The sequence below is a fragment of the Archangium primigenium genome, from assembly GCF_016904885.1.
Lineage (GTDB): Bacteria > Myxococcota > Myxococcia > Myxococcales > Myxococcaceae > Cystobacter > Cystobacter primigenius.
Genome location: NZ_JADWYI010000001.1, coordinates 8,991,563 through 9,018,247 on the forward strand (window position 1 = coordinate 8,991,563; position 26,685 = coordinate 9,018,247).

At 71.6% G+C, this 26,685-nt stretch carries 20 protein-coding genes; 16 read left to right on the top strand and 4 right to left on the bottom strand.

Translation table 11 applies throughout. The features are described from left to right. The first annotated feature begins 78 nt into the window (after window positions 1-78). Window positions 79-1,416, top strand: a complete 1,338-nt coding sequence (locus tag I3V78_RS36875; protein ID WP_204495446.1) for a choice-of-anchor D domain-containing protein — start codon at window positions 79-81, stop codon at window positions 1,414-1,416. A gap of 74 nt (window positions 1,417-1,490) precedes the next feature. On the opposite strand, the gene I3V78_RS36880 is transcribed toward I3V78_RS36875, so the two are convergent. Then, window positions 1,491-2,651 (bottom strand): choice-of-anchor A family protein, encoded by a 1,161-nt coding sequence (locus I3V78_RS36880; RefSeq protein WP_338023828.1) that lies wholly within the window; start codon window positions 2,649-2,651, stop codon window positions 1,491-1,493. Between the two features lie 240 nt (window positions 2,652-2,891). On the opposite strand from I3V78_RS36880, the gene I3V78_RS36885 reads away from it, so the two are divergent. From I3V78_RS36885 to I3V78_RS36945, 13 genes are all read left to right on the top strand, one after another. Further along, window positions 2,892-4,142 (top strand): uracil-xanthine permease family protein, encoded by a 1,251-nt coding sequence (locus I3V78_RS36885; protein WP_204495448.1) that lies wholly within the window; start codon window positions 2,892-2,894, stop codon window positions 4,140-4,142. Window positions 4,143-4,169: 27 nt separating this feature from the next. Next, on the top strand, window positions 4,170-4,832 hold the full coding sequence (locus I3V78_RS36890) for a DUF3575 domain-containing protein (RefSeq protein ID WP_204495449.1): 663 nt from the start codon (window positions 4,170-4,172) through the stop codon (window positions 4,830-4,832). Further along, window positions 4,832-5,212, top strand: a complete 381-nt coding sequence (locus I3V78_RS36895) for a VOC family protein (protein ID WP_204495452.1) — start codon at window positions 4,832-4,834, stop codon at window positions 5,210-5,212. Before I3V78_RS36890 ends, I3V78_RS36895 begins: the two co-directional genes overlap by 1 nt. A 95-nt stretch (window positions 5,213-5,307) precedes the next feature. Next, window positions 5,308-6,666, top strand: a complete 1,359-nt coding sequence (locus tag I3V78_RS36900; protein WP_338023829.1) for a serine/threonine protein kinase — start codon at window positions 5,308-5,310, stop codon at window positions 6,664-6,666. Window positions 6,667-6,902: 236 nt separating this feature from the next. Further along, window positions 6,903-9,074, top strand: a complete 2,172-nt coding sequence (locus I3V78_RS36905; protein WP_204495454.1) for a carboxypeptidase regulatory-like domain-containing protein — start codon at window positions 6,903-6,905, stop codon at window positions 9,072-9,074. Window positions 9,075-9,126: 52 nt separating this feature from the next. Beyond that, window positions 9,127-10,860, top strand: a complete 1,734-nt coding sequence (locus I3V78_RS36910) for a DUF6311 domain-containing protein (protein WP_204495456.1) — start codon at window positions 9,127-9,129, stop codon at window positions 10,858-10,860. Window positions 10,861-11,012: 152 nt separating this feature from the next. Further along, window positions 11,013-12,140, top strand: coding sequence for a hypothetical protein (locus I3V78_RS36915; RefSeq protein WP_338023830.1), 1,128 nt, complete (start codon window positions 11,013-11,015; stop codon window positions 12,138-12,140). An 18-nt stretch (window positions 12,141-12,158) separates the two neighbouring features. Then, on the top strand, window positions 12,159-13,136 hold the full coding sequence (locus I3V78_RS36920) for a HEAT repeat domain-containing protein (protein WP_204495459.1): 978 nt from the start codon (window positions 12,159-12,161) through the stop codon (window positions 13,134-13,136). Between the two features lie 112 nt (window positions 13,137-13,248). Beyond that, the gene (locus I3V78_RS36925) at window positions 13,249-13,776 is read left to right on the top strand and encodes a M23 family metallopeptidase (protein ID WP_204495461.1); all 528 of its coding nucleotides are present in this window, start codon (window positions 13,249-13,251) and stop codon (window positions 13,774-13,776) included. Between the two features lie 57 nt (window positions 13,777-13,833). Next, a complete protein-coding gene (locus I3V78_RS36930) occupies window positions 13,834-16,905 on the top strand; it encodes a tetratricopeptide repeat protein (RefSeq protein ID WP_204495464.1) in 3,072 nt (1,023 codons plus the stop codon). After that, on the top strand, window positions 16,902-17,795 hold the full coding sequence (locus tag I3V78_RS36935; RefSeq protein ID WP_204495466.1) for a sigma-70 family RNA polymerase sigma factor: 894 nt from the start codon (window positions 16,902-16,904) through the stop codon (window positions 17,793-17,795). Before I3V78_RS36930 ends, I3V78_RS36935 begins: the two co-directional genes overlap by 4 nt. 23 nt (window positions 17,796-17,818) lie before the next feature. Continuing rightward, window positions 17,819-19,459, top strand: a complete 1,641-nt coding sequence (gene sitA5, locus I3V78_RS36940) for a SitA5 family polymorphic toxin (protein WP_476756496.1) — start codon at window positions 17,819-17,821, stop codon at window positions 19,457-19,459. A 7-nt stretch (window positions 19,460-19,466) separates the two neighbouring features. Then, a complete protein-coding gene (locus I3V78_RS36945; protein ID WP_204495469.1) occupies window positions 19,467-20,081 on the top strand; it encodes a hypothetical protein in 615 nt (204 codons plus the stop codon). Between the two features lie 107 nt (window positions 20,082-20,188). Here the strand turns inward: I3V78_RS36945 and I3V78_RS36950 are convergent, their stop codons facing one another. Beyond that, the gene (locus I3V78_RS36950; RefSeq protein ID WP_204495471.1) at window positions 20,189-21,673 is read right to left on the bottom strand and encodes a glycosyl hydrolase family 18 protein; all 1,485 of its coding nucleotides are present in this window, start codon (window positions 21,671-21,673) and stop codon (window positions 20,189-20,191) included. A gap of 163 nt (window positions 21,674-21,836) precedes the next feature. Here I3V78_RS36950 and I3V78_RS36955 point away from each other — a divergent pair, with 163 nt between their 5' ends. Together I3V78_RS36955 and I3V78_RS36960 are read left to right on the top strand one after the other, a co-directional pair. Beyond that, the gene (locus I3V78_RS36955; protein WP_204495473.1) at window positions 21,837-22,862 is read left to right on the top strand and encodes a pirin family protein; all 1,026 of its coding nucleotides are present in this window, start codon (window positions 21,837-21,839) and stop codon (window positions 22,860-22,862) included. Then, window positions 22,859-23,344 carry a DUF2127 domain-containing protein gene (locus tag I3V78_RS36960; protein WP_204495475.1) on the top strand — a complete coding sequence of 162 codons (486 nt, stop codon included), beginning with the start codon at window positions 22,859-22,861 and terminating at the stop codon, window positions 23,342-23,344. The genes I3V78_RS36955 and I3V78_RS36960 overlap by 4 nt, the downstream gene beginning before the upstream one ends. Here I3V78_RS36960 and I3V78_RS36965 read toward each other — a convergent pair. Together I3V78_RS36965 and I3V78_RS36970 are read right to left on the bottom strand one after the other, a co-directional pair. After that, entirely contained in the window at window positions 23,341-25,038 is a 1,698-nt protein-coding gene (locus I3V78_RS36965) for a M28 family peptidase (protein ID WP_239576942.1), read from the bottom strand. The genes I3V78_RS36960 and I3V78_RS36965 overlap by 4 nt on opposite strands. Further along, entirely contained in the window at window positions 25,038-26,678 is a 1,641-nt protein-coding gene (locus I3V78_RS36970; RefSeq protein ID WP_204495480.1) for an ArnT family glycosyltransferase, read from the bottom strand. The genes I3V78_RS36965 and I3V78_RS36970 overlap by 1 nt, the downstream gene beginning before the upstream one ends. Window positions 26,679-26,685 lie beyond the last annotated feature (7 nt).

Sequence of the window (26,685 nt, forward strand, 5' to 3'; positions counted from 1 at the left end):
GGGCTTTTCCCCTAGGATGGGCACGCCCGGGAGCCCCACGGCTCCCGGGTTGAACGCATCCATTCTGGGGGAAGCCGCATGTATCGATCAGGCCGTTCGCGCTGGACCTGTCTGGGAGTCCTGTTCGCCTGGAGCACCACCGCCGGAGCCCTTCCGGCGAGCGCCCCGGGTGCCCGCGCTCCCGTCGTCGTGAGCCGGGCGGAGGGAGACACCTCCGGCACGTTCACCCTTGAGACCGACGCCGCCGCCCCCCCGCTCGTGGCGCTGTCCGTCCAGGGCCAGGGCGGCGGCATTTCACTGGAGGCGGAGCCCCGCGCCATCGACTTCGGCGCGGTCCTCGTGGGGCAGACGGCATCCCGCGTGTTCACCCTCTCCAACCTGGGTGAGGACGACGTGGAGCTGCGCTCCATCGGCTTCCTGACGGGAGGGCTCGACTTCGCCCCGCGCGCCTGGACGTCCATGGGCGTCTCGATTGACCTCGCCCTGCCCCTGCGGCTCAAGGCCAAGAGCCAGCTCTCCGTCCCCGTGACGTTCTCTCCCACCGAGACGGCGCCCCTGCCCCCCCTCTTCGCCATCCCCATCGCCTACACGCAGGACGGGGAGCAGGTGCGCAGTGCCGTGAGGTTCGATGGCCGGGGACTCGCGCCCCGTGCCCAACTGACCCCCACGTCCCTCGACTTCGGCGCGATCCGGGTGAATCAGAGCGCCGCCCCCCGGCGCCTCACGCTCCAGAACACGGGCACGAGCCCCCTCACCTTGCGCACCCTGCGTCTGGAGGGCCCACAGGGGGCGGCCTTCACCCTCGACCCCATCGCATTGCCCCACACCCTCGCGCCCGAGGCCCGGCTCGAGGTGAACGTGGTCTTCCTGCCATCGGGGGACCAGGCGTACACGGCCCTGCTGCGCCTGGAGTCGGACGACCCCGTGAGCCCGAGCACCCAGGTGGAGTTGCGCGGCCAGGGCAGCCTCCACTCCATTCAGACCTCGGCACGCGCCCTGGACTTCGGAGAGGTGGAGGTGGGCCAGCGCTCCGAGCCTCGCGCCGTCACCCTGACCAACGTCTCCAACGAGCCCCAGCGCGTGACACTCAAGCCACGCGAGGCGAGCGGCGCGTCCTTCCTGGTGGATGATGCCCCACTGGCCGAGCCCCTCGCGCCCGGGGCGAGCGTGACCCTGCCGGTGACGTTCCAGCCCCAGGCGGAAGGCAATCTGCGGGATGAAGTGGAGGTGTGGCTCGCGGAGCAGCGCACGCCCGACTCCACGTTGACGGTGAGCGGCACGGGCCGGCGCGCGCCCACGAGCCCTCCCCTCTCCGACACCGACAAGGGCGGCTGTGCCACGGGCGGCGCGCTCCCCAGCGGCCTCGCCCTGGGCGCCCTGCTGCTCGTGGCCCGAAGGCGCTCGCGCCGCGCTTAAGGGGCAAAAGAAAACCCCGGAGCGCCACGTGGCGCTCCGGGGTCGTTCACGTCAGGGCCTCGCGGCGCGTGGGATTACACCCCGCCACCCGGCTTGCAGTACTCGAAGTTGTCGAGCGGGTTGACGTGGCCCTCGGCGGTGCCCGTCAGCGAGCGGGCGTAGATGCCGCCATCCCAGCTGCCGTTGTTGAACGTCATGTCCGCGTAGGGCGCGAGGATGGTGCCCCAGAAGCCGTAGCTGGTGGCCTCGATCTTCGTGGCGTCCACGAAGTTGAAGAGCACGCCCTTCTGGTTGATGCCGCCGCTGAACGACTGACCGAAGTTGGCGAAGCGGGCGGAGGCGCCCCGGATGTTGATGACGACGCGCGAGTTGGCCGGCGCGTTGATGTTGAAATAGACCGTGCGGCCGAAGGTGCTCGCGTCCACGTTGAACGTGTTCACGCCGGGCTTGTTGCCCTCCAGGAACAGCCCGCCCCAGGTCTCGATGCGGGTGGTGCCCGTCGGGTTGGGGTTGCTGGCCAGGTGCGCGGACAGCGCCTCGAGCTGGGTGAAGCGCGCGGCGAAGTCGATGGGCGTGCCCTTGCTCAGGGTGCCGCGGTGCACCGTCACGTTCTGGCCCGCGGTGGTGTAGCCCCCGTAGTAGGCGTTGCCGTAGATGGAGCCGCTGTTGACGAACAGGTTGCCGCCCGCCACCAGCACGTTGCTGGTGTTGTTCGCCGCGAGGCTGCCGCCCACCGCGAAGTACGTCATCGAGACGTCGCCACCGGCCGCCACCTTGCCCTGCACGTCGTGGCCCTGGGTGTAGTTGCCCTTGACGAACAGGTTGTACTCACCCAGCTCCACCTGGGCGCAGGGGTTGGGCGCCGGAGGCGTCGGGGGCTCCGGGTTGGGCGGGTTGGGGGGGTTGGGCGGATTCGGGTTCTCCGTGCCACCGTCGCCGCCCCCGTCCGTGCCGCCCCCGTCCGTGCCGCCGTCACCGCCCTCGCCGCCGCCCGGGTTCTCGTCACCGCCACCCGTCCCGCCATCACCGGGCTCGTCGCCGCCGTTCCACCACGGCGGCGGACCCTCGCCCCACCACGGCAGCTCACCGTCGTCGTCGCCGCTGCCGCCCTCGTCGCCCGTCTGTCCCTCGTCCTGAGCCGTGTAGCGCGCGTTCTGCTCCACGCCATCCTGGACCTTCTCGGCCTCCAGTTCCGAGACCCCGCCGCACGCCGACGCGGCGATTCCGAGAAGCACCCACCATCCAAGGGACTGATTCTTCACAGGCTTTCTCCTTGTGGAGTGACCACGAACAAGGAACCCAAGACACCGGCCAGACGCCGGAACTCCGGAGAACCCGCCGCTCAGGGCGTGAGCGACGGTTGGAGTTCTAACCGACTAATCCGGGAAAGACAGCAGGAAAATGCAGTGTAGGAGTAAAATTACAATGTCGCCGGTTAGTCGCCGGACGCGGGGGGTTGGGCTATGGCGGGCGACATGACGCCTCTCCCCCTGCGCAAGAAGGTCGTCCTGGGCCTGCAGCACACCGTCGCCATGTTCGGCGCCACCGTCCTGGTGCCGCTGCTCACCGGGCTCAACCCGAGCGTGGCGCTGTTCGGCGCGGGGCTGGGTACCCTGCTCTTCCACGCCCTCACCGGGTGGGGCGTGCCCATCTTCCTGGGCAGCAGCTTCGCCTTCATCGCGCCCATCATCGCGGTGCTCCAGTCCGAGGGCCCGGGCGCGGTGGGCGGAGGGCTCATCGCCGCGGGCGCCATGTACGTGGTCTTCGCCGCGGCGGTGAAGGCGGTGGGCGTGGCGCGGGTGCAGCGGGTGTTTCCACCCGTCGTCACCGGCCCGGTCATCATCGTCATCGGCCTGAGCCTGGCCCCTGTCGCCATCCAGCAGGCGCAGAGCCACTGGGGGCTCTCCGTCACCACGCTGCTGGCCGCCATCCTCACGAGCGTCTTCGCCCGCGGCCTCTTCAAGATGATCCCCATCCTCGTCGCCGTGGTGGTGGGCTACCTGTCCGCGCTCGCGCTGGGGGCGGTGGAGCCCGCCCGGCTCGACGCCATCCGCGCCGCGGCCTGGGTGGGCCTGCCGCCCTTCCACGCGCCGAGCCTGTCGTGGTCGGCGGTGTTCGTGCTCGCCCCGGTGGCGCTCGTCACCTTCATCGAGCACGTGGGCGACGTCATCGTGAATGGCCGCGTGGTGGGCAAGGATTTCCTCCAGTCGCCCGGCCTGCCGCGCACCCTGTTCGCCGATGGCATCGCCAACATGACCTCCGCCGCGCTCGGCGGGCCCGCGGCCACCACCTACGCGGAGAACACGGGCGTGCTCGCCGTCACGCGCGTGTACGACCCGGCCGTGCTGCGCATCGCCGCGGGCTTCGCGCTGCTCTTTGGCCTGTCACCCAAGCTGGCCGCCGTGTTCCAGAGCTTCCCGCCGGGCGTGCTCGGCGGGGTGAGCATCCTGCTCTTCGGGATGATCGCCTCGGTGGGCATCCGCACGCTGTCCGAGGCGCGCATCGACTTCGCCCACAGCCGCAACCTCATCGTGGTGAGCCTCATCCTCGTGCTCGGCCTGGGCGGCGCCAAGGTGCCGGTGAGCGTGGGCGGGCTGCACCTGGAGCTGCACGGCATGGCGCTCGCCGCGCTCGTGGGTATCCTCGCCCACGCCCTGCTCCCCGACTCGCTCGAGCGCGAGGAGCGGGATCCACACGCCTCCGGGCCCACCGGTCCGGAGGTCTGAGACACACGGGTTCAATTGGAGAAGACGATGAAGACGACGTGGGGGGCCCGCGCGGCGGGCATCATGCTGCTGCTGGCACCGGGCCTGGGCGCGGCCCAGGAGGAACAGGAGGCGCCGCCGCGGCCGCGCACGCTGGTGATGGCGCGGGTGCTGGACCTGCTGCTGGACACGGTCGCGCTCGACGCGGAGCACACGCTGACGCCCCGGCTCACCGTGGCGGGCACGGCGCGGGTGACGGCGCGGCTCATGCCCGCGCGCGAGTCCACCGACCTCGGCACCGAGCGCAAAGGCCTGTCCCTGGAGCCGGGCGTGCACGTCTACCTCTCCGGCCGGGCTCCCGAGGGGTTCTGGATCGGCCCCCACCTGGAGGTCTCCACGCAACACACCACGGAGCGCTTCTACCCACTCGCACCTCAACCCGATGTCCAGGAGGTCTGGAGACGGACGGTGAGCTACGGAGGCAGTCTGCGCACGGGCTACACGGCCATCCTGGGGCCGGGCCTGGCCGTGCAGGTGGGCGTGGATCTCGTGGCGCGCTTCAACCACCTGGACACCGACTCGCGGCCAGCGGTGGGGCGCCTCCTCGCGAGCCAGGTCGGCAGTGGGCTCGGCTCCCTGCTGGGCGGGTACGAGCCCGAGGGCTGGAGCATCACGCCCCGGGTGTCCCTCGCGCTCGGCGGCGCCTTCTGATGAGCGTCCAGTTCAACCACACCATCGTCGCGGCGAAGGACAAGGTCCGCTCCGCGCGCTTCCTCGCCGAGCTGCTCGGGCTGCCCGAGCCGAGACCGGCCTGGCACTTCCTGGTGGTGGAGCTGGCCCATGGCGTGTCGCTCGACTACATCGACACGACCGAGGACATCGCCTCCCAGCACTATGCCTTCCTCGTGTCGGACGACGTGTTCGACGCGCTGATCGCGAAGATCCGCGCGCGCGGCATCCCGCACTGGGCCGACCCGCGCGGCCAGCACCCCGGGGAGATCAACACGGACCATGGCGGCCGGGGCGTCTACTTCCAGGATCCCTCGGGCCACTACATGGAGGCCATCACCAAGCCCTACGGCGGCGGGTAGCGGCCTCCCAGGTCCTCCGCCCGGACGTGACTTCCGCCGTCACCTCGTGGTATCCGCTCGCCCCCAGGCGAACGGATGCACGCGGAGGTGAACGAGTGACCCGAAGTCCTGAAGACGCGCCCCTGGCCCCCGGAACGCAGGTGGGCACCTGGCGCGTGGTGGAACGCCTGGGGATGGGCGGCCAGGGCGCCGTGTACCGCGTGGAGGACATGGCGCGCCCCGGTGACTTCTACGCGCTCAAGCTCGCGCTGCACGCGCGAGACGAACGCGTCGAGCGGGAAATCACGCTGATGATGGGCCGGGCCGCGCATCCCCATGTGGTGCGCTTCCATGGCTGCGCCCGCTGGCCCCATCCTCGCGAGGGCCGTCTGGGTTTCGTCATGGATTGGGTGCCCGGCCAGGCCCTGGATGTCTGGGCCGAGTCACCCGGAGCCACCTTCCGGCGGCTCGCCACGATGGGCGCCACGGTGGCGCGGACCCTCGGAGACTTGCACGCCCGGGGCGTCCTGCACCGCGACCTCAAGCCCGAGCACATCCAGGTACGCGCCTCGGATGGAGAGCCCGTGCTGCTCGACTTCGGCGTGGGCTGGTACCCGAACGCCCCGCCGCTCACCACCGGCCCCCTGCCCCCGGCCACGCGCTACCTCGTCAGCCCCGAGGCCGTGAACTTCCTCTGGCGGAGCGCCGAGCATCCCGGCACGCATTACGCCCATCAACCCACCGATGACCTGTATGCCCTGGGGGTCTGTCTTTACCGGGCCACCACGGGGCATTACCCCTTTCCCGAGTGGTGGCCTCCGGATGTCCTGCAATCCGCCATCGTCCATGTGCGGCCCGTCCCGCCCGCGCTCGTCCATCCCCGGGTGCCTCGGGCCTTGAGCGAGGTCATCGTCCGGCTGCTGGAGAAGGACCCCCGGGCGCGCTACCCGAGCGGCGCCGCCCTGCACGACGCCCTGGTCGCGGTGGCCCGACAGGAAGACGCCGCGTGGGACGCGGACATCTTCGAGCGGGAGCAGCAAGACATCCTCCGGCCGCCCAGGCCCCGCCCCGCCTGGACCTCGGAGTCGCCGACTCCCCCGCGTCGGCATCACGTCTGGCCTCGTCGGCTGGTGCTCGCCGCCGCGATGGCGTGGCTGCTGCTCCCCGTGGGCCAGGCGCCCCGGCCTCCCCCGGAGGCGCCCCTCCCAGACGCCGGGTGGACGGCGGAGGCCCGCGTGGATCCGCTCTCCGTGCAGCCCGAACAGGCGCCCCTCCCCGTGCGGAATCAGAAGCGGGCGCCGTGTACGAAGGGACTGGAGGTGGAGCTGTCCGACGGGTGCTGGCATTCCCTCGTCAAACAACACCCCCCGGACTGCCCTCCTCAAACAGTCGCCTACAAAGGCCAGTGCCTCTGGCCGGTCCCGAAATCACGGCCCGAGCCCACCAGCATCGACGGAGGCCTGAACCTGGAATGACCCGGGGCCGAAGAGCGGCGTTTGACTCGCCCTCCCTCCCTGATCTGGACTGGGCCCCGGGAGACATCGCCATGAGACGCGAAGCGTGGATGTGGGGGGTCGCCACCCTACTGGTGCTCGCCGGGGCCTTGGCCCTGTGGCGAGACACGCGGACACCTCCGCCCGTGGCAGCAGGGAGAGCCGCCGTGACGGGCGTCTTCCCAAGGATTGACCCGACGTCTCCCCTGACGGCCAGCGTGCCGCCGACCGAAGCCGTGCGCCTCCGGGGCCGGGTGAAGGACACCCGAGGGCCCGTGGCCGGTGCGCGGGTGCTCGCCACCACGTCCGTGGCCGGGGAGTCGCTGTCGGCGCTGCCGTGCCACGAGGGCATCGATCTTCCGCTGCTCGAGTGCCACAACCCCCACGCGCTGTTCGAGCTCGTGGCCCAGCGCGCGGGCGAGGTCCCCGTGCTCGCCCAGGGCACGTCCGCGTCGGATGGCACGTTCTCCCTCGAGGTGCCTCGGGCGGACCACTATACCCTCTGGGTGGAGTCCACCGAGGGCGTGGCGATCCGGCACGACGTGCGGGCGGGCGAAGAGGAGCTCGCGCTCGAACTCGACCCGGGTGCGCGGGTCTCGGGGGTCGTGCGCGGCGAGGACGAGGCGCCCATTCCGGGAGCGCTCGTCACCGCCATCTACACGCGGCACAGCCGCTTCTTCGAGGCGCTCGCGGACGGCGCGGGACAGTTCGACCTGGGCACCCTTCCCCGGGGCGACTACACCCTCGTCGTCACCCGGACGGGACTGAGCCCCACCACCTTCGAGTTCAAGGCCCATGCGCCCCGGTTGCGCCTGGAGCCCGTGCTCACCCGACCCCGCGATCTCTCCGGCGTCGTCCTGCATGAGGGGCGGCCCGTGGGGGACGCGAGCGTGAGCGTCCATTGCTACCGCGATGCCCTCGCGCGGAGCGTGCGCACGGACGCGCGCGGACACTTCGCCTTCGAGGGTCTGCCCGCCCAGCCACACTACACCCTCGAAGCCAGACACCCGGGATTGATGAGCAGCCTCGAGGTCGACCCGCAAGAGTCGGCGGACACGCTGACCGTGGAGATGGCCCCCGCCGTCGCACTGCGAGGGGTCGTCCGGGATCCCACGGGTCGGCCCATTCCAGACGCGCACGTCGAGGCCGAGGTCGCGCCTTCGGACGAGGAGGGCAACGCGCTCGGAGGGTCGGCACGCACGGATGAACACGGCGCCTATGTCCTCGAAGACCTCGTCCCCGCCCACTACCGGGTTCACGCCGGCGCCGCGGGTCATCTCGACTCCGAGAGTCAGGAGGTGGAGTTGACCCGAGGCGCCCGTGAGCAGGACTTCACCCTCGCCCCCGCGACGGTGCTCAGCGGCGTGCTCGTGGACGAAGACGGACAACCGGTCGCGGACGAGTCCCTTCAACTGACGTCGCCCGCGCTCGCGGAGACGCTCCGGACGGATTCCGGACAGGACGGGCGCTTCGCCTTCGATGTGCCTCGGGTGGGGCGCTATCACTTGCAGGTGATGGGCCGGACCAGCCAGGCCCAGGCCCCGGTGGAGGTCACCGCGCCCGCGGAATTGCGTCTGTCCGTGCAGCGGCTGCCCACCCTCCGAGGCGAGGTGGTGGACGACACGGGATTGGCCCTGTCTGGCGTCGAGGTCTCCCTGTGGCCCGAGGCCCCTGGCGACGCACAACGGCATCTCACGTACGGCCACACGAACGCACGGGGCCAATTCCAACTGCGCGCGCCCGCCGAGGGACGCTACCGGCTCACCGCCGAGTTCATCCTCGGGGACATCACCCAGACCGCGACGACACTCGTGACGGTCGGACCCCAGGGGGCGGACACCCGTCTGGTTTTGGAGAAAGGCCATGCGCTCTCCGGGGTCGTGGTGGACTCGCGAGGACAGCCCGTCGAGGGCGCCGTCGTCGAGGTCGTCTCGCCCCTGCGCGCGGAAGTGCTGCGCTGTGGGGGCCCCCTCGGGGGGAAGACAGGACCCGATGGCCGCTTCTCCTTCCAACAGGTTCCGGACGACGCCGAGCTGAAGGTGTCCAGGGAAGGACTCGTGCTGGCCTGCTCGGGCCCACCACCTGGACGTCGGGGGGTGCGCCTGGCACCTGGGACTCAGGACGTGCGTGCCGTCCTGGTGAAGAAGGCCGTCGTCCGAGGCAAGCTCATCCACGCGGACGGCTCACCCGTGACCGTCTACACCATCAATGGCCTGGCCCGGGCGAGCCCCCAGGGGTGGTTCGTCCAGGAGTTCTGGTGCACGGGCCCGCTCACGCTCGAGCTGTCGGAAATTGATTCCAAGCCGGGCGCCGTGCCCCTGAAGCGCACCGTGTCCGTGGAACAGGAGAAGGACCTGGACCTGGGCAGGCTCGTCCTCGATGGCGGTTGAGCATCTGAGAATCTCGCTCGCCATCGGCGGAATTCTGCGTCAAGCAGTCCCCGTGCCACACGACCGCATCTCCTCCAGGACATCCGGAGCGCTCCCCTGGGCCGGAGCGCTCATTGGCGCGCTCTGGTTCATCGCCGTGGGGGGCGGCCGGACCCTCGACCCCACCTACCTGGACTGGCTCGGCGCGAGCGATCTCGCGCAGCACACGCTCGGCTGGCTCCACTTCCGTGACGCCCCGTGGGGCTTGCCGCTGGGGCGCACCCCCAGCCTCATGCGGCCCCTGCTCACCACGGTGGGCTTCTCCGACGCCAATCCCTGGGTGTCGCTCCTGCTCAAGCCCTTCTCGCGCTGGCTGCCCCGGGACTTCCAGTTCATCGGGCCGTGGCTGCTCTTGTGCTTCGCGCTCCAGGGGTGGATGGGCGTCAAGCTCGTGGGCCTGTTCACGCCCCGCGCCCTGCCCCGGCTGCTCGGCTCCGCCCTGTTCGTGATGTCGCCCGTACTCCTCTTCCGCTTCGAGCACGACACGCTGTGCGCCCACTGGCTGCTGCTCGCGATGCTCTACCTGAACCTGCGTCCGCGGGAGGACGCCCGGGCCGCGTGGCGCGCGCTCGGCCAGGCGGCGGGTGTCAACGCGCTGGCCTCGGGCATCCACCCCTATCTGGAGGTGATGGTCTTCGGGCTCACGCTCGCGCTCGCGCTGGACGTGGCCCGGACGCGGCGGCTGTCCTGGCGCGCGGTGGGAGCGGGGCTCGCGGGTGTGGGGGTGCTCGTGGGCGGCCTGTTCCTGCTCTTCGGCTACGTGGGCCAGGGCGTGAGCAGTGGCGCGGGCGGCTTCGGCTTCTTCAGCGCCGACCTGCTCACGCTCGTGAATCCCCGGGGCTGGACCCGCGTGCTGCCCTCGTTGCCCAGCGGGGATGGTCAGTACGAGGGCTTTGGCTATCTGGGCACCGGGGTGCTCGCGCTCGGCGTGGGCGCGCTCGTGGGCCGGCGCGTGTCGTGGGGGCCCCCGCTCCGGGCGGCGGTGCGGGCCCATGCGCCGCTCGTGGGGGTGGCGCTGCTCTGCGCGCTGCTCGCCTTCTCGTCGGTCATGACGGTGGCGGGCCAGGAGGTGCTCACCCTGCGCTCGCTGGTCAAACCCCTGCTGCCCCTGCTCGGCGCGTTCCGCTCCTCGGGCCGCTTCATCTGGGTGCTCCACTACACGCTGATGACGGGCATCCTCGCGCTGGTGCTGTGGCGGACCCGCACGCGGCCCCGGGTGGCCACCGCCGTGCTGGGCGTCGCCGTGCTCCTGCAGGCCCTGGACACCCCCGACCTGTGGCGGCGCATCCGCTTCCTGGAGGACCCCTGGCGCCGCCTGCGCGCCCCGGAGTGGGCCCAGGTGGATTCCTTCTACCGGCACATCGTCCTCTATCCGCCGTCCATTCATGGCTCGGGGGTGCCGTGTGTGCGCAACACCTTCCCGGACGACGAGTACCTGCGCTTCGGGGACCTCGCCTACCGCCGGGGGCTGAGCACCAACAGTGGCTACTCGGCCCGGCTGGACGAGCGGCACGTGGCCGAGGTCTGCGCGGCGCTCGAGGCCACGCTGGAGGGCGGGCGGCTCTCCGAGGACACCCTCTATGTGGTGGATGCGTCCCGGCACGGCTGGATGCGGCGGATGGGCGAGCGTCTGACGTGCGGCGTGCTGGAGGGGTTCACGGTCTGTGTGGCCGCGCGGACGGGTCGGTTCCGGGAGGCGCTGTCCCGGACGACCTCCGGGGAGTTCCGGGAAATAATCAGAAAATGATTTTTTAATCTTTTCCGGGATGAGGGTCGGCGGGGCCGCTCCTAGCCAGTGCAACCCCAGCCCTGGACCCCATGACTTCCGACGCCCCGCCCCGCTCCGCCGCCCCTTCCGAGCGCAAACCGACCCCTCGGGGTCCGCGGATCGCCGTCGCCGTGGGAATCGCGGCCGTCGTCGCGGCCGTGGCGGTGATCATCCAGGGCACCGAGGAGGCCCGTCCGGCCGAGCAGGCCGCGGCGGCCCCGCCCCCCGCGCCCTCCACGGGCCCCTCCCGGGCGGCGGCCCCCGCCGCGGGCCCCGAGGAGGCCCAGGCGAAGGCCCCCCGCTTCAGCGCCACCACGTGCTGGCCGGACCTGGCGCGCTTCAATGACGCGGTGACGATCGACACGTTCCGCGCGTGGGCCGGGCCGCTGATCGCCTCGAACGACCCGCACGTGCTCGCCTACCTCCAGGAGCGCCTCGCCGAGCTCATCGGCGGCGACGAGGGCCGGGCCCTGGAGGTGCTGGAGTGGGCGCGCGAGGCCCCTCCGGAAGAGTTCAAGCTGTTCCTCGCCGGAGTCCGGGGCGCCTCGGCGCTGCTCAAGCCCCGGGTGGCCGAGCGGCTCATCGACCTGGGCCTCGATCCGAAGATGGACCTGGAGCGCCGCGCGGGCTACCTCGACGGCGTGCAGCAGTTGCACCGGCTGGAGTCCCACCAGCTCGAGCGCCTCGGCCACTTCGCCAAGGACGCCGCGTCCGGGGAGGCGGGCTGGGTGGCCACCCGCGCCATCGGCCGGGTGATGATGGAGGACCTGGCGCGCACGGGTACCGCCAAGCCCTACCTCGACAAGCTGCTCACCATCGGCACCGAGTCCCAGGACGAGCCCGTGCGCTACCTGGCGCTGGAGATGGAGATGCACGCGGACGCGCCGCTCGACGCGAAGTCGACCGCGCGGCTGGCCAGGCTGCTGTCCACCGAGGGCAGCGAGCACGTGCGGCGGGTGGTGGCGCATGACCTGTCGCTCGCCGAGGACAAGAAGCAGGTGCTGGACATCTACGCCAAGGCCTTCGCCGCCGAGCGGGACCTGTGCGTGCGCTGGGCGCTCTTCCGCTTCTCGGCGCGGGCGGCCGGCAAGGACGCGCTGCCGACCATGGCGAACATGGCGATGATCGACCCGCGCTTCCAGGCCAACTACCAGGACATCGAGCGGCTCTACGCGAGCGGCGTCGTCGACTACGACCGCATCTGGTTCGGCCTGCCCGACCAGAACGCCCACGGCTGCCTCGACCACCACGACGACTGAGTCCCGAGCGCTCTCCCCATGCCCCGCCCGTCCCCCCTGTCCTCCCTGACCCTGGCCCTGGCCCTGCTCGCCCCGGCCGCCGCCTGGACCGCCCCGCCCGCGGCCGAGGCCCCCGCGCTCGAGCGCCAGACCTGCTCGCTGGACGGCCTGCTCACGCAGATCCGCCAGGGCATGGGCTCCAAGTCCGAGGCCTACAAGCGCTACCTGGGCAAGCTCCTGCGCGAGTCCGCCGTCACCCTGCCGCTGCCCGAGCTCCTGGCGGCCTTCGAGCGGGAGTACGACCCGGCCATGGTCGAGCACCTGGCGGCGGCGCTCGTGGCGCGCACCGAGCGCGGCCTGGAGGACGAGGCGATGCAGAGCGTGGTGCGCCGGGCGCTGGGCGACCGCGACCCGACCCTGCGCGCCGCCTCCGTGCGGGCCATGCGCCAGACGGGCGCCCTGGAGCGCACCGGGGACATGTACGAGCGCCTGATGCGCGACCCCTCGCCCGAGGTGCGGCAGGAGGCGGCCACCAACCTCGTCACCGACAACCTCGAGGTGTACGGCGGGCGGCACGGCCCGGCGGCGGACGCGGCGGTGGCGGCGGCGGCGGCCTCGAACGATCCGGCGGCGACGGCGCGCATCCTCGGCAAGCTCATGACGGGCGAGGTGAGCGCGGACTCGGCGCGCACGCTCGAGCGGATGCTGGGCAGCGACTCCGCCGAGGTGCGGGCCTCGGCGAGCACGGCGCTCGGCGGCGTGCCGGCGACCGAGATGGCCAGCGCGCGCCAGAGCCTCAGCGCCCAGTACCGCGCGGAGAGCAATCCCCAGGCGCGCAAGGCGATGATCGAGAGCATCGCGCGGCTGGGCTTCTCCAGCGCCATTCCCGAGCTCAAGCGCCTGCGCGACGTGGATCCGCGCATGGCGCCGGAGATCGACGCGTGGACGCGCGTGCTGGAGATGAACCTGCAGGAGTGGCCGCTCATCCAGGCGGCCCGCAAGCGGCAGAACCCCTGAGAACCTTCTGGAGTAGGGCCTGCTCCCGAGCGCTTAGCCGCGGCTGTCCCAGGCCCGACCACGCAGCACCCCATTCCCCCCGGGGGCCGACCCATCGGCCCGAGGAGCCACGATGCGCAACCTGATGAAGACGACCCTGGCGTCCCTGCTGTCCCTGTCCCTGCTGCCCACCGCCGCGAGCGCCTACACCGTCGGCGCGCCCTTCCCGGGCACCGTCACGGCCGCCACCTACTACTCGAGCGGCTCCTTCCACGGCGCCATCGACCTCGCCAGCGGCGACGGCTGCGGCTACTGGGGCGTGGAGACGGCCGTGCAGGCCTCGCTCGCCTGGACCGTGAACGTGCGCACCACCGCCCGGGTCTGTAACGGCAACGGCAGCGGCAACCAGAACGAGGTGCGGCACACCTTCTCCAACGGCTACACCTTCCGCCAGTGGCACTTCCTGTACGTGTCCACCACGTCCAAGAGCCGCACCTGCGACCGCTGCCAGGTGGGCGACGAGGGCGGCACGGGCAACGTGACCGGTCCCCACACCCACATGCAGTACGACAAGAGCGGCACGAACAACACCGCCTGGTACTCGGGCACCACCAAGGGCAAGTTCCTCGCCCGCGACCAGAAGGTCGGCACGGTCGGCTAGTGCCACCGGGGGGCCGGATTCCCAGGGAGTTCCAAACGGTGTACTCCTTGGAGGATCGTGACGGCCCCCTCCGCGTGTCCGGATGAGACGACCCTGAGCGACTTCCTCTCGGGCATGCTCCCGGAGGACGCACGGGTCGAGGTGCTCGCGCACCTGGAGGGCTGCGAGGCGTGTCAGCGCCAGGTGGCGCTCGGCACCAGCTCCCTGCCAGAGGTGCCGCTCGCCCGCGAGGCGGACGCGCCCCTGGCGCCCGGTGCCCGGCTGGCGCGCTACGTGGTGCTCGAGCGCATCGGGCGCGGCGCCATGGGCGAGGTGTACGCGGCGTACGACCCGGAGCTGGCGCGCCAGGTGGCGCTCAAGCTGTTGCGCCCCGAGGGCCGCCGCGTGGAGGCCCTGGGCCAGCGGCTGATGCGCGAGGCCCAGGCGCTCGCCCGGCTGTCGCACCCGCATGTCGTCGCGGTGCACGACGCGGGGGTGTGCGAGCAGGGCGTCTTCCTCACCATGGAGCGGGTGGAGGGCGACACGCTCACCGACTGGCTGCGCGTGCCGCGGCCCACCGCCGAGGTGCTGCGGGTCTTCATCGACGCGGGACGCGGACTGGCCGCCGCGCACGCCGCGGGCCTCGTGCACCGCGACTTCAAGCCCGCCAACGTGCTGGTGGGCCGGGACGGGCGCGTGCGGGTGACGGACTTCGGCCTGGCGCGCGCCATGGAGCAGGCGGACGCGCCCGAGGACGCCGCGACCCCCGCGCCCGAGGACACCGTGTCCCCCCTGACGCGCACGGGCGCGCTCTTGGGCACGCCGGCCTACATGGCCCCCGAGCAGCTCGCGGGCCAGGGCGCGGACGCGCTCTCCGACCAGTTCAGCTTCTGCGTGGCGCTGCACGAGGCGCTCCACGGCCTGCGGCCCTTCGAGGGCGACACCATCGGGGCGCTGTCCCGGGCCATGCGCGCCGAGCGCATCCGGCCCGCCCTGGGGGAGGCGAAGGGCTCGGCGCGGGTGCGCCGGGCGGTGCGTCGGGGGCTGAGGGCCGCGCCGGAGGCCCGCCACCCCTCCATGGAGGCGCTGCTCGCGGAGCTCACCCCCGCGCCCCGACGCGTCCGGGCCTGGGTGGCCAGCTCCGCCGTGGCGGCCAGCCTGCTGGGCGTGGCGCTCGGGTACGTGGCCGCCCACCGGCGCGAGGCGCGCTGCGCGCAGGAGGTGGAGAAGCTCGCCGTGGCGTGGAGCCCCGACAAGCGCGAGCGCGTGCACGAGGCCTTCCTCGCCACGGGCAAGCCCTACGCCGCCGCGGCGTGGGAGGCCGCCGCGCCCGCGCTGGAGGCCCACGCCACGCGCTGGCGCGCCCTGCGCACCGAGTCCTGCATGGCGGCCGACCGGGAGGATCCCCGCGCCGCGTGGCTGACGACGGCCTGCCTGGACACCCGGCTGTGGCACTTCGCCGCCGTCACCGGCGTGCTGGAGAAGGCGGATGCCCAGACGGTGCAGAACGCCCCCCAGCTCATCGCCTCGCTCGAGGGCCTGGAGGCGTGCGCCGAGGCCCCGGTGCTGGCCCTGCGGCCCCAACCCCCGGACACCCTGCGCCCCCAGGTGGACGCCGTGCTCCGCCAGCTCGCCGAGGCCCATGCGCGCCTGGATGCCGGCAACCACGCCGCCGCGCTCGAGGTCACCACCGCCCTGCTGCCCGCGCTCAAGGGCATCGGCTACCGGCCCCTGGAGGCCGAGGTCCTCACCCTGCACGGCCAGCTGCACGGGTTGACGGGCAAGCCCAAGGAGGCCGAGGACTTCCTCTACCGCGCCGTGTGGGCCGCCGAGGCCGGCCGCGACGACGAGACGGCCGCGCGCGCGTGGATCCTCCTCTTGTGGGTGGTGGGCGAGCAGATGGCGCGCATGGACGAGGTCAACCGGCTGGTGCACCACGCCCGGGCCGCGGTGGACCGGTTGGGCCGGGAGCGCTTCCCCGCGCTCGCCACCGAGCTGCACCTGCGCATGGGCGGGCAGCTGCTCGTGCAGGGCAAGCTGGACGAGGCGGACGAGGAGTTCTCCCAGGGGCTCGCGCTGTCGCGCCGCGCCTACGGCCCCGAGAGCCTGCGCACCTCCTACTTCCTGTCCGGCATGGGCCGGGTGCGCTCGCGGCAGATCCGCGGCCCCGAGGCCCTGGCCTTCTACCGCCAGGCCCAGGAGCTGCGCGAGCGGCTGTGGGGCCCGGAGCACCCCACCCTCGCGCTCAACCTCAACAACCTCGCCAGCGAGCTGTTGCAGCAGGGCCGGCCCGACGAGGCGCTCGCCGCCTTCCATCGCGCCCTGGCGCTGCTGGAGGCCGCCCGCTCCCCGGACCACCCGAGCCTCGGCGCGCCCCTCAACAACCTGGCCGTGCTGCTGCGGCGCGAGGGCCGGCTGGAGGAGTCGCGCCGCTTCTTCGAGCGCGCGCTCGCCATCTTCGAGCGCAGCAAGGGCCCGGATCACCCCAACTCCGTCACCGCGCTCGGGGGCCTGGGCATGGTGGCCTACGACGCGCAGAAGCTCGACGAGGCGCTCGACCTCTCGCAACAGGCGCTCGCGCGCATCCAGCGGGGCATGGGACCCGACACGCCCCGCGCCGAGCTGCCCCTGCGCACGCTCGCCCTCATCCACCTGCGCGCGGGCCGTCCCGCCCAGGCACGCGAGAGCCTGCAGCACGCCCTGCGGCTCCTGCAGAAGGAGAACGGCCCGGACAGCGCCGTGACGTCGGGCGCCCGGCGCGAGCTGGGCCTCGTGGAGCTGCGCGCGGGCGCGCCCCGCGCGGCGCTCGCCGGGTGCCAGCAGGCCCTCGCGCTCGACGAGCGCTCCCAGGGCGCCGGGAGCCCGGACGTGGCGCTGGACCTCGCCTGCCTGGGCGAGGCCTGGCTCGCGCTCGGCCAGCCGGCCCAGGCCCTCCCCCTGCTCGAGCGGGCCCTCGACATCCACGAGCGCGCCCCCGGGGACACGCGCGACGCGGCGTGGGTGCGCTTCCTGCTCGCCCGGGCCCTGGAGGCCCCGGCGCCGCGCGCCCGGGCCCTGCTGGACGAGGCCCAGGGGTTGCTGGAAGGGTTGGGGATCCGCGCCCGAGAGGAGCTCCGCGCCCTGCGGGCCTGGCGGGACCACCACCCATGACGGACGACACCCCGGCGCCCCTGTCCCGACTGCTGTGGACCCATGCCCCCGAGGCCCGGCGCGAGTGGCTCCGGACGCGGCCCGGACTGGAGGCGCTGCTCGCCGAGCACCTCGCCACGGCCCAGGCGGCCTGGCCCGGCGTGCGGCTGTCCCCCGAGCGCTTCCTGCGCCACTTGGCCCGGCACCTGCCCGAGCCCCAGGCGCCCGAGGACGCGCTGGCGCGGTTGCACGCGGCGGACCTCTACCTCGCCTGCGCGTGCGCGGAGGGCGAGCCCCAGGCCCTGCTCGCCTTCGAGCAGCACGTGCTGCGCAAGGTGCCCGCGCGCCTGGGCCCCCTGCCCGCGAGCACCGTGGACGAGCTGCTCCAGGGGCTGCGCCAGCGGCTGCTCCTGGGCGTGGGGGACGCGCCCCCGCGCATCGCCGACTACGCGGGCCGGGGCCCCTTGCGCGCCTGGGTGCGCATCGTCGCCGCGCGCCTCGTCGCCGTCCTGGCCGAGCAAGGGGGGCGCGAGCGGCCCACCGCCGAGCCCCCGGAGGCCCTCACCCAACTGCTGGCGCCGGACGATCCGGAGCGCGCGCTGGTGCGCGCCGCCTCGAACGAGGTCCTCTCCGAGGCCCTGAAGGCCGCGCTGGCGGCGCTGCCCGAGCGCCAGCGCGCGCTCTTGCGCCTGCACCACCTGCACGGCCTCACCATGGACCGGCTCGCGACGATGTACGGCGAGTCCCGCTCCAACATCGCGCGCCACGTGGCCCAGGCGCGCGAGCGGCTCCTGCGCCTCACGCGCCACGAGCTCCAGGCCCGCTTGAAGCTCGAGGACCGGGAGCTGGAGAGCCTCCTCGGTCTCGTGAACAGCCGGCTCGACCTCAGCCTGGGCGGCCTGTTGGACTGACTGCTCCTGGAGGAGCCGGAGCCATGTCGAAGAAGCAACCAAATCCCGCGTTGGAGAAGGGCAGCGAACCACGGCTGACACTCCGGAGGGGCCCTCCACGATGGGCGCCTGCCGGGGCGCTCTGGCTCATCGTTCTGTTCCTCCATGCGGCCTGTGCGTCGCGGGGACCCACGACCAGGAGGGAGGCCGGGGGCATCAGGACAAGAGGCGACGCCGCCGCGAGCGAGGCGCGAGCGGCGCCGAGGGACCCGCGGCCGGTACTGGTCGTGCACGCGGCCGAGGTGGAGGCGCACGGGCAGACGCGGGTGGTGGTGGTCGAAAGAGAGGAATACCAGCGCGCGGTGAAGCGGCTCCTCCAGCACCATCAGGTGCGAGGGACGGCCCAGGAGTCCGCTCAAAGCCTGCTCCAGGCCATGCCCGAGGAGGAACTGCTCGCGGAGGTGTACCGGGACAAGGTCCTCACGCTGGTGCCCCTCACTGACAGGGGCTCACTTGTCCCCGAGGCAGAGGCGGCGCTCAAGGAAAAGTACCTCCGGTGGTGCCAACCGCGCGGAAGCGGAGACTGCCTGGGCCTCTTCACGGATGGGCCCTACCTGCGAACCGACGACAGGCGCACCCTCGCGCTCGCCCTGGCCTTCGGAGGAGTGCTCGACGAGACGCGCGCGGCTCTCGGACACGAACTCAGTCCGCAGGCGATGCTCTCCTCCCTGGTGTGGGCGGCGGGCCTGTACCTGGCGCTCTGGCTCCTACCGGAGCCGAGCACGAAGGCAGTGGCCGCCGCGCTCTCGGTGATGCTGCTGGCTTGGTTGGGCGTGGACGCCATGTGGGGACTCATGGACGGGTGGACCCGCATGGCGCGCGCGGCGCACGAAGCCACCACCTTCGAGGAGCTCCGCGACGTCGGCGAGTCCTTCGGCAGGCGAATCGGGACGGACGCGGCCCGAGCCCTCATTCTCGCGGTGGCCACCCTCACCGGGCGGACGTTGGGCGAGGTGGCCACGCACCTGCGCTCGCTGCCCAGGTTCAACCAGGTGCGAGCCCAGTGGTCGGCCCAGGGCATGGAGGGCTCGGTGGCGGTGGCCGTGGAGGAAGCAGTCGCGGTGGAGGTCGTGCTGGAACAAAGTCGCACCCTCGTCGTCCTCACGTCTCAGCACGCACGCATCGCCCTCGACATCCTGGCGAGGAGCGGCGACTCGGGCGCACAAGAAGGGCATTCGGGGACCGTGGCCCTCCAGCATCGCGGGGGCAACACGCAGGTCATCCTCGGCAACGGGGAGCGGTGGCACCTTCCGCGAGGCAAGAGCTACCGGGACATTCCGGCCAACGACCCGTTGGGCGACGAACTGCAGGCCGCCGTGCGGCAGGAAGCGGCGAAATGGTCCCGAGCGTTGCTGAGCGATGACGAGGCGCGGGCCATCGACTTGATGCTGCGCGCTGGCAAGGAGCATCGGTCAAATCTGATTGAGCGCCAGGCGCGTGGGCGGTGGGTGGAGAGGCAGATGGCCAACCGTTTCCCGCACCTGACCTGGAACAATCGTGGCGTGGACGTCACCGGCCCTGGAGGCCAGGGCTACCACTACGAAATCCTGTCTGGTACGGAGTCGAACTTCGCGCTCCACGGACGCCGGATGGCGAGCACTTTCTTCCGCATGATCTTCTTCTGAGGCCCAAGTGACTCTCAACATCCACTACGCGAATCGAGAGCTCGAGGGCGAGCACCTGGAACTGACGGACAAGACGGCCATCTACTGGTTCGGGCCGAACGTCACGCTCCGGGGCTGCACGCTGGTCACGAACATTTCGGCGAGGTGGCTTCATCTCGTATCGGGAACCCTGAGCGATTGCACCATCCAGGCCAAGAGCGAGCTGAAAACGCTGCCCTGGGCGTCCATGAAGGTGAAGGGATGCCGATTCAAGGGCCGCTTCACCGGCAATGACTTCGGGTTCCGCGAGGACGTGGATGAGAGGTGGCGAGCGGGTGGAATCGAGGACTGCGACTTCTCGGAGGCAGTGCTCAATGGCTGTCGGTTCTTCAACTGCGACATGCGTACGATTCAACTGCCGCGCTGGCCGTGCTTCACCTTCCTGGACGCACGCCGGCACGCGACGGAACTGGCGCGGCGTGTGTGGCCCGGGTCCTTCGACTCGGTGATCAGGACGGTGTGCGATCCGCCAACGGGCACGAGCGCGTCGGCCTGGCACGCGCCCACCATCTCCAAGAAGAGTGGCACCACGGTCGACGAGCTGCGCGCCGTCCTGGAGACGGCTCCTGGGCTCTTCATGTAACGCGCTCCTCCGCCGTCGCCGAGAGCCCCTTGACCCCGACAGTTCTGCTTGGTGCAGGTGGCGCGCCTCTTCAGTGACTCGCGCCGCCTGCATCCATCAGACCGAAACTAGCGCAGCGCGCCGTCGATGGCGCGCAGCAGCGATTGGTCGCTCGTCGTGGCCACGTCGCCCGAGAGCTCCCAGATCATGATGCCGCCGTACTGCTTGCCCAGGGCCGTCTTGGAACGCATGGTGGCCAGGCCGTTGTAGGAGTACTGGGCGCCGTTGGCGCTGATCCAGTCCGAGTTGGCCGCGGTGGGGTACTTCGCCAGGAGGTCCTTGTAGAGCACGTAGTCGGAGCTCTTGCCGTTGCAGTTGCCCCAGCAGTATCCGTAGAAGGGCACGCCGAGCACCATGCGCTCGCGCGCCACGCCCTTGCTCGCGTAGAAGTTGATCGCCGCCTGGGCCTGGGCGTAGCTCGAGTGCTCGCCCGCGCCCGTCCACGTGCCCGTGTTGTCGTAGGACATGATGGTGATGAAGTCGAAGGAGCGCAGCGTCGTGTCCGACATGCCGTACTGCATCCACTGCGCCACGGCGGCCGTCACCGGCAGGCCGCGCGGACGGGCCTTCGCGATGAGCTTGGCGATGAACGTGTCGTAGGCGGCGCCCATGCGATCCGGGGCCTCCACGTCCACGTCGATGCCATCCATGTTGTTGGCCACCACGTAGTTGATGATGTGGTCCACGAAGGCATCCACCCGGCCCGGCTGGTAGAAGGGCGTGATGTACGGATCTCCGCCGCCACCGCACAGCGAGGGGAACACCTTGACGCCCTTGGCGTGCGCGGCGTTGACGAACGTGGCCAGGTCCGCGCTCGACGCGAGCTGGAGGTTGCCGTTCGAATCGCCCAGCGCGAAGGCCAGGTTCACGTGCGTGAGCTTGCTGAAGTCCACCTTGCCCACCCAGCTCGCGTAGGAGCCGTTCCAGTTGGGCAGGTAGCCAATCACGCGCGTGCCCGACGTGGACGGGGGCGGCGTCGTGCCGCCGCCGGACAGGCCGGAGATGGTCAGCTTCTCCCAGTCCCCGAGCGCCCCGCCGTACGCGAACACCGTGCCGCCGCCGCCATTGGCCGCGGACACCCAGTGGCCCGTCGTCACCGTCTGCAGGCCCACGACGTCCCCGTTGACGATCGTCCCGCTGCCGCTCTGCTTGACGATGCGGAACGTCTCCCAGCCCTGGCGGTTGGTGCTGGCGGCGTTGAGCGAGGAGCCGCCGCCGTTGGCCGCCTGGAAGTACTGGCCCGTGCCGGCCTGGATGAAGATCTGGTCGCCGCTCTGCAGCGCGCCGCCATTGATGTCGTCGAGGGCGAACTGCTCCCACGCCTGCACCGCCGTCGCCGTGGCGTTGACCGCCCCGCCGCCGTTGTTCTGCGCCCCCAGATAGCGGCCGCCGAGCACCGTCTTGAAGCTCACCCCCGAGAGCAGCGGCGCGGCCGAGGACGTCACCGGCGCGGGAGCGCTCGTGGGCTCGGCCTCCGGCGCGCACGCGCTCGTGAGGGACAACACCGCGCACGTGGCGCCCAGGAACAGCTTGGACCTGCTGGAGTGGAACATGAGGGGCTCGCCTTGATCAGGGGGAACGATTCAATTCCTGATATTCCAGGAATATCCGCACTCCCGTTGTTTCCAGTCTTTTTGTCAAGGGAATCGACGCTTGGGGGCGCGACGGTCCGGAGAGTCCCTGACACCGCGGGGGGAGCCCGTTAGAGAAGGGAGCATGAAGAGCCCCATCCTCCAGACCCTGCCGCTCGGGTCGCCCCCGTGGGTGACCGTGGATCCCTTCCTGTTCTGCGTGCACCACGACGACCAGTACCCCGCCGGCAACGAGCACCTGGGGCCCGAGGCATCGCTGGAGGGCCGCGACCTGGGCCAGGACTTCGCGGGCAAGGACGGCTGGCGCATGTACCACGGCGAGCGCATCCCGGGCTTCCCGGGGCACCCCCACCGGGGCTTCGAGACGGTGACGATCGTGCGCAACGGGCTCATCGATCACTCCGACTCGCTCGGGGCCACGGCGCGCTTCGGACACGGGGACGTGCAGTGGCTCACCGCGGGCACGGGCATCGTCCATTCGGAGATGTTCCCGCTGGTGAAGAAGGGCGAGCCCAACCCCACCGAGCTGTTCCAGATCTGGCTCAACCTGCCGGCCGAGGACAAGCACGCGCCGCCGCACTTCGCGATGCTCTGGAGCCAGGACATCCCCTGCATCCCCTTCACCGACTCCGAGGGCCGGCGCACCACGGTCACCCTCGCCGCGGGCGAGCTCGAGGGCCGGCGCGCGCCGCCTCCGCCCCCGCGCTCCTGGGCGTCGCGGCCGGACACCGACGTGGCCATCTGGACCGTGCGCATGGAGCCCGGCGCCACCTGGACGCTCCCCCCGGCGAAGGACCCGCGCGCCCACCGCACCCTCTACTTCTTCGCGGGCGACGGGCTCCGGGTGGAGGACCAGGCCTTCCGCGAGCACCAGATCCTCGCGGTGAGCAGCGACGTGCCCCTGCGGCTCGCGGCCCTGGGCGGAACGGTCGAGCTGCTGATGCTCCAGGGCCGCCCCATCGGGCAGCCCGTCGTGCAGTACGGCCCGTTCGTGATGAACACCCGCACGGAGATCCAACAGGCCGTCACCGACTACCAGCGCACGCGCTTCGGGGGCTGGCCATTCGGCGACCAGGACCCGGTGCACGGCCGCGAGGAGGGACGGTTCGCCCGGCACGCGGATGGCCGGATCGAGCGGCCCGGGAAATGACCCCGGTGCCGCGCACGCTCGGCCTGCGGCTCATCATCGCCTACAAGTTCGTGAAGGGCGCGCTGATGCTGGCCCTGGCGTTGTGGTTCACGGTGGACCCGTCGGCCGCGTACACCTTCGGCCAGCATGTCGCCCACGAGCTCGTCGAGGCGCGGCCCGTGCTCGTGCGGCTCGGGGAGTGGCTCCACACGCACCTGACGGAGCGGATCATCCACCAGGCCGCCCTGGTGGCGTGGCTGGATGGGCTCACCACCGCCCTGGAGGGCACCCTGCTCGCGTTGGGCAAGCCCTGGGGCGAGTGGCTCGTGGCGTTCAGCGTGGGACTGCTCCTGCCCTTCGAGGGCTACGAGCTGTGGCACAAGCCGAGCGCCGCCAAGGCGATCGTGCTGGTGCTCAACGCCGTCATCGTCGTGTACCTCGTGTCCGAGCGGCTCCGGCACCGCTCGCGCCAGGAGCCGCGTGGCCGCGAGCACCTCCCCTAGTTGTCCGGGGGGGTGGCCTTCCGCGCGGCGGCGCTCGCGTCCCGCGCGGGCTTGAACTCCGAGCCGGACTTCCACTCCGGCCAGCGGCGGGAGCCGGCCAGGGTCCGGCCCATGTCGAGCAGCAGGCGCATGTCCTGGACGGCGCCGCGCAGGTCCCAGTCGGCGCGCCAGGCGTCACACGGCTGGTGGTAGCAGCGCGCCGTGTAGTCCGCGACCCAGCGGTCTCCCGCCTCCCGGCCGCCCGCCACCAGGTCATGGCCTCCGCCCAGTCCCATGAGCAGGAGGACCGGCACGCCCCGCCGGGCCAGGGAGAAGTGGTCCGCGCGGTAGAACAGCCCGCGCTCGGGCTTCGCGTCGGGCGTGACGGTGCGGCCCTGCTTCGCGGCGGCCTCGGTGAGCAGGTCCTCCAAGTCGTTCTGACCATGGCCCACGAGCACCACGTCCCGGGCGGGCCCGGCGGTCTGCAGCACGTCCAGGGTGAAGTTGGCCACCAGGGTGTCCAGGGCTTGGAGCGGGTGCGCGCCGTAGTACTCCGAGCCCAGGAGGCCCGGCTCCTCGGCGGTCCACGCGGCGAACAGCAGCGAGCGCTCGGGGGGAGGCCCCGCCTGGAAGCCCCGCGCGATCTCGATGAGCCCGGCCACGCCGATGGCGTCATCCACGGCGCCCCGGCGCACGCGGTCCCCGGAGGCATCCGGCGGCCCGAGGCCATACGCATCCCAGTGGGCGCCATAGAGGAGGGACTCGTTCGGGAAGCGCGCGCCGGGCAGACGCCCGATGACGTTGTGGCTCTCGACGCGCGTGTGGGTCAGGGCGTAGCGCGCGCTGAACCGGGCACCCGGGAGTTCCACGGGCGTGAAGTCCGCCTGGCGCGCCTGGCGCTTGAGCGTGTCCAGGTCCAGGCCCGAGCGGGCGAGGAGCCCGGCGGCGACCTCGCGCTGGAGCCAGCCTTGGAGCAGCACCTTGTCGCGCTCGGGATGGGCCCGGCGGATGTCGAAGGTGTCCCCCATGCCCGACTGGAGGACGGACCAGCCATACCCCGCGCCCTCGGACTCGTGGATGATGAGCGCCCCGAGCGCCCCCCGGCGCGCCGCCTCCTCGAACTTGTACGTCCACCGGGCGTAGTAGGTCGCCGCGCGCCCGCCGAAGCGGCCCCGGACGGGCTCGCCTTGCTGGGCCTCGAAGTCCGGATCGTTGATGAGGAAGACGGCGATCTTCCCCCGCAGGCTCACGCCCTTGAAGTCATCCCAGCCGCGCTCGGGCGCCGAGACGCCATGGCCGACGAACACCAGCGGGGCCTGGTCGATGCGCACCTGCTTCACCGGGCGCGCGGTGGCCACCGTGACGTCCTCGCCCACGCGCAGGGCGAGCGTCTGATCTCCCGTCGTGAGGCTCAGCCGGGCCCGGGCGTTGTCCACCTGGAAGTGGACCAGGGGCACCTTCTGGGTCCACCCCCCTTTCTCGCCGCCGGGCTGGAGGCCCACCGCCTTGAACTGCTCGATGAGGTACGCGACCGTCCGGGCCTCCCCGGGACCGCCGGGCGCGCGGCCCGCGAACGCGTCGGAAGCGAGCGTCTGGATGATGCGCGACACCCGCTCCGCGTCGATGGGCTCGGGCATCTCCTCGGCCCGAGCGTCACCCGCGCCCAGACAGCACAGCCAACACAGGAGCAACGCGGCACGCGGCGAGGGAGGCATCATCGGACTCCGGCGAGAGGAGCCGAGGAGACTAGCGCCACGAGCACCTCGCGGGTGGCCTCGTCCCGCGTGGCGGGATTCAGGAAGCGGCCCGTGAGCCGCGTCACCCGGTAGTCCTTGAACGCGCGCAGGGGTTGCACGCGCAGACCCACCTCCATCAATTCCGGGACCGCCCGCGCCTCCAGGACGACATAGACCGGCCCGGTGCGAGCCTGGAGGTCCGACAGGCTCCAGCGCTCGATGGGGGCGCGCGCGTAGAAGTCGAGCGCGAACGAGTTGAAGCCATACAGCCCGGTGGGCCGGGAAGGCAGGCCATTGAGGAAGGCCGCCGCTTTGTCTCCGGCCTGGTAGTCCAGGAGCCGGGGATAGACGAGCACATTGAGCACGAGGTTGAGCGCCACGCATGCGCCAAAGCTCTTGCCGATGGCGCCGGGAAGGTCGGCGCGGGACCACCCGGGCAGGGTCAGCGCCACGGCGGCGCCCAGCCCGAGCGTGCCGCCCCTCAGTCCCTCGGGCGTGACGGTCCACAGCAGCACGGGCAGCAGCAGGAGCATCGCGGCGACCACGACCCCCTGCACCCGAGCGGCCTGGCGCGCCTGCCCCTCCGACAGCCGGTCCAGCCAGGCCGCGGTGATGACACAGAAGAAAGGGAAGAGGACGTTCGTGTAGTGCGGCAACTGGAAGCGGGACAGCGAGAAGACGAGCAGCGTGAGCAACGCCGCGCCGAGCGTGTAGTCCTCTCCGGGTCGCTCGGACGAGGCGCGCCGCCTGAGTGCACCGACGACGGCCGCGTAGAACCAGAGTGACCAGGGCAGGAAGGCCCACAGCACGGTGTGCAGGAAGAACAAGGGACTGCCCTTGCCCTGGATGGGGCCGGTGTTGAAGAAGCGGCCGAACTGGCTGTCCCAGAAGAAGAAGCGCAGGCCGGACACGCCCACCTGGCCAAAGACTTCCTTCTCGGGGTGCAGGTCGAACTGCTGGTGGAGACAATACAGCTCGGGCGCGGTGAACACGCCCACCAGGAGCAATGCCAGCCACCAGCGCGGGTGCCAGAACTGGGACCCGTCCCGACGACGGGCCCAGTGAAAGGCCAGGCCCCCGGCGATGGGAATCAGCACGAAGAGCCCCTTGGTCATCACCGCGCACGCGGCCCACGCCGCTCCCCAGACCAGATGGAGGCTGAAGCGATGCGCCTGGGCCCGCGTGAAGTGATACAGCCCGCCCATCACCAGGCCGAGCAGGTAGGGCTCGGCCCGCACGTCGTTGTTCGACATGACCAGGTGCTGCGCGGAGAGCAGCAGGAGCACCGCGAGCCGCGCCACCGCGCGGGAGTAGAAGCGCAGGGCGAAGAGATACGTGTACACCGCGCCCACGGCCCAGAACACGAGCCCGGGCAGCTTGTAGACGGCCGTGCCAACGCCGAACAGGTGGAAGGCGAGCGCGGTCATCCAGAAGGGAAAGTGTGGCTTGTCGAGCCAACCCCTCCCCTGGGAGAGGAGGTTCACGGCATCGCCGTGCTCCGCCATGCGCCGCGCCACCGAGGCGTAGAGCGCGGCATCCGGCTCCATGAGCACGGTGGTCAGGCCACTCAGGTTGAGGAGCACGCCCAGCAGGAGCAGCGGCCGGAACCAGCGGTCCAACCAGCCC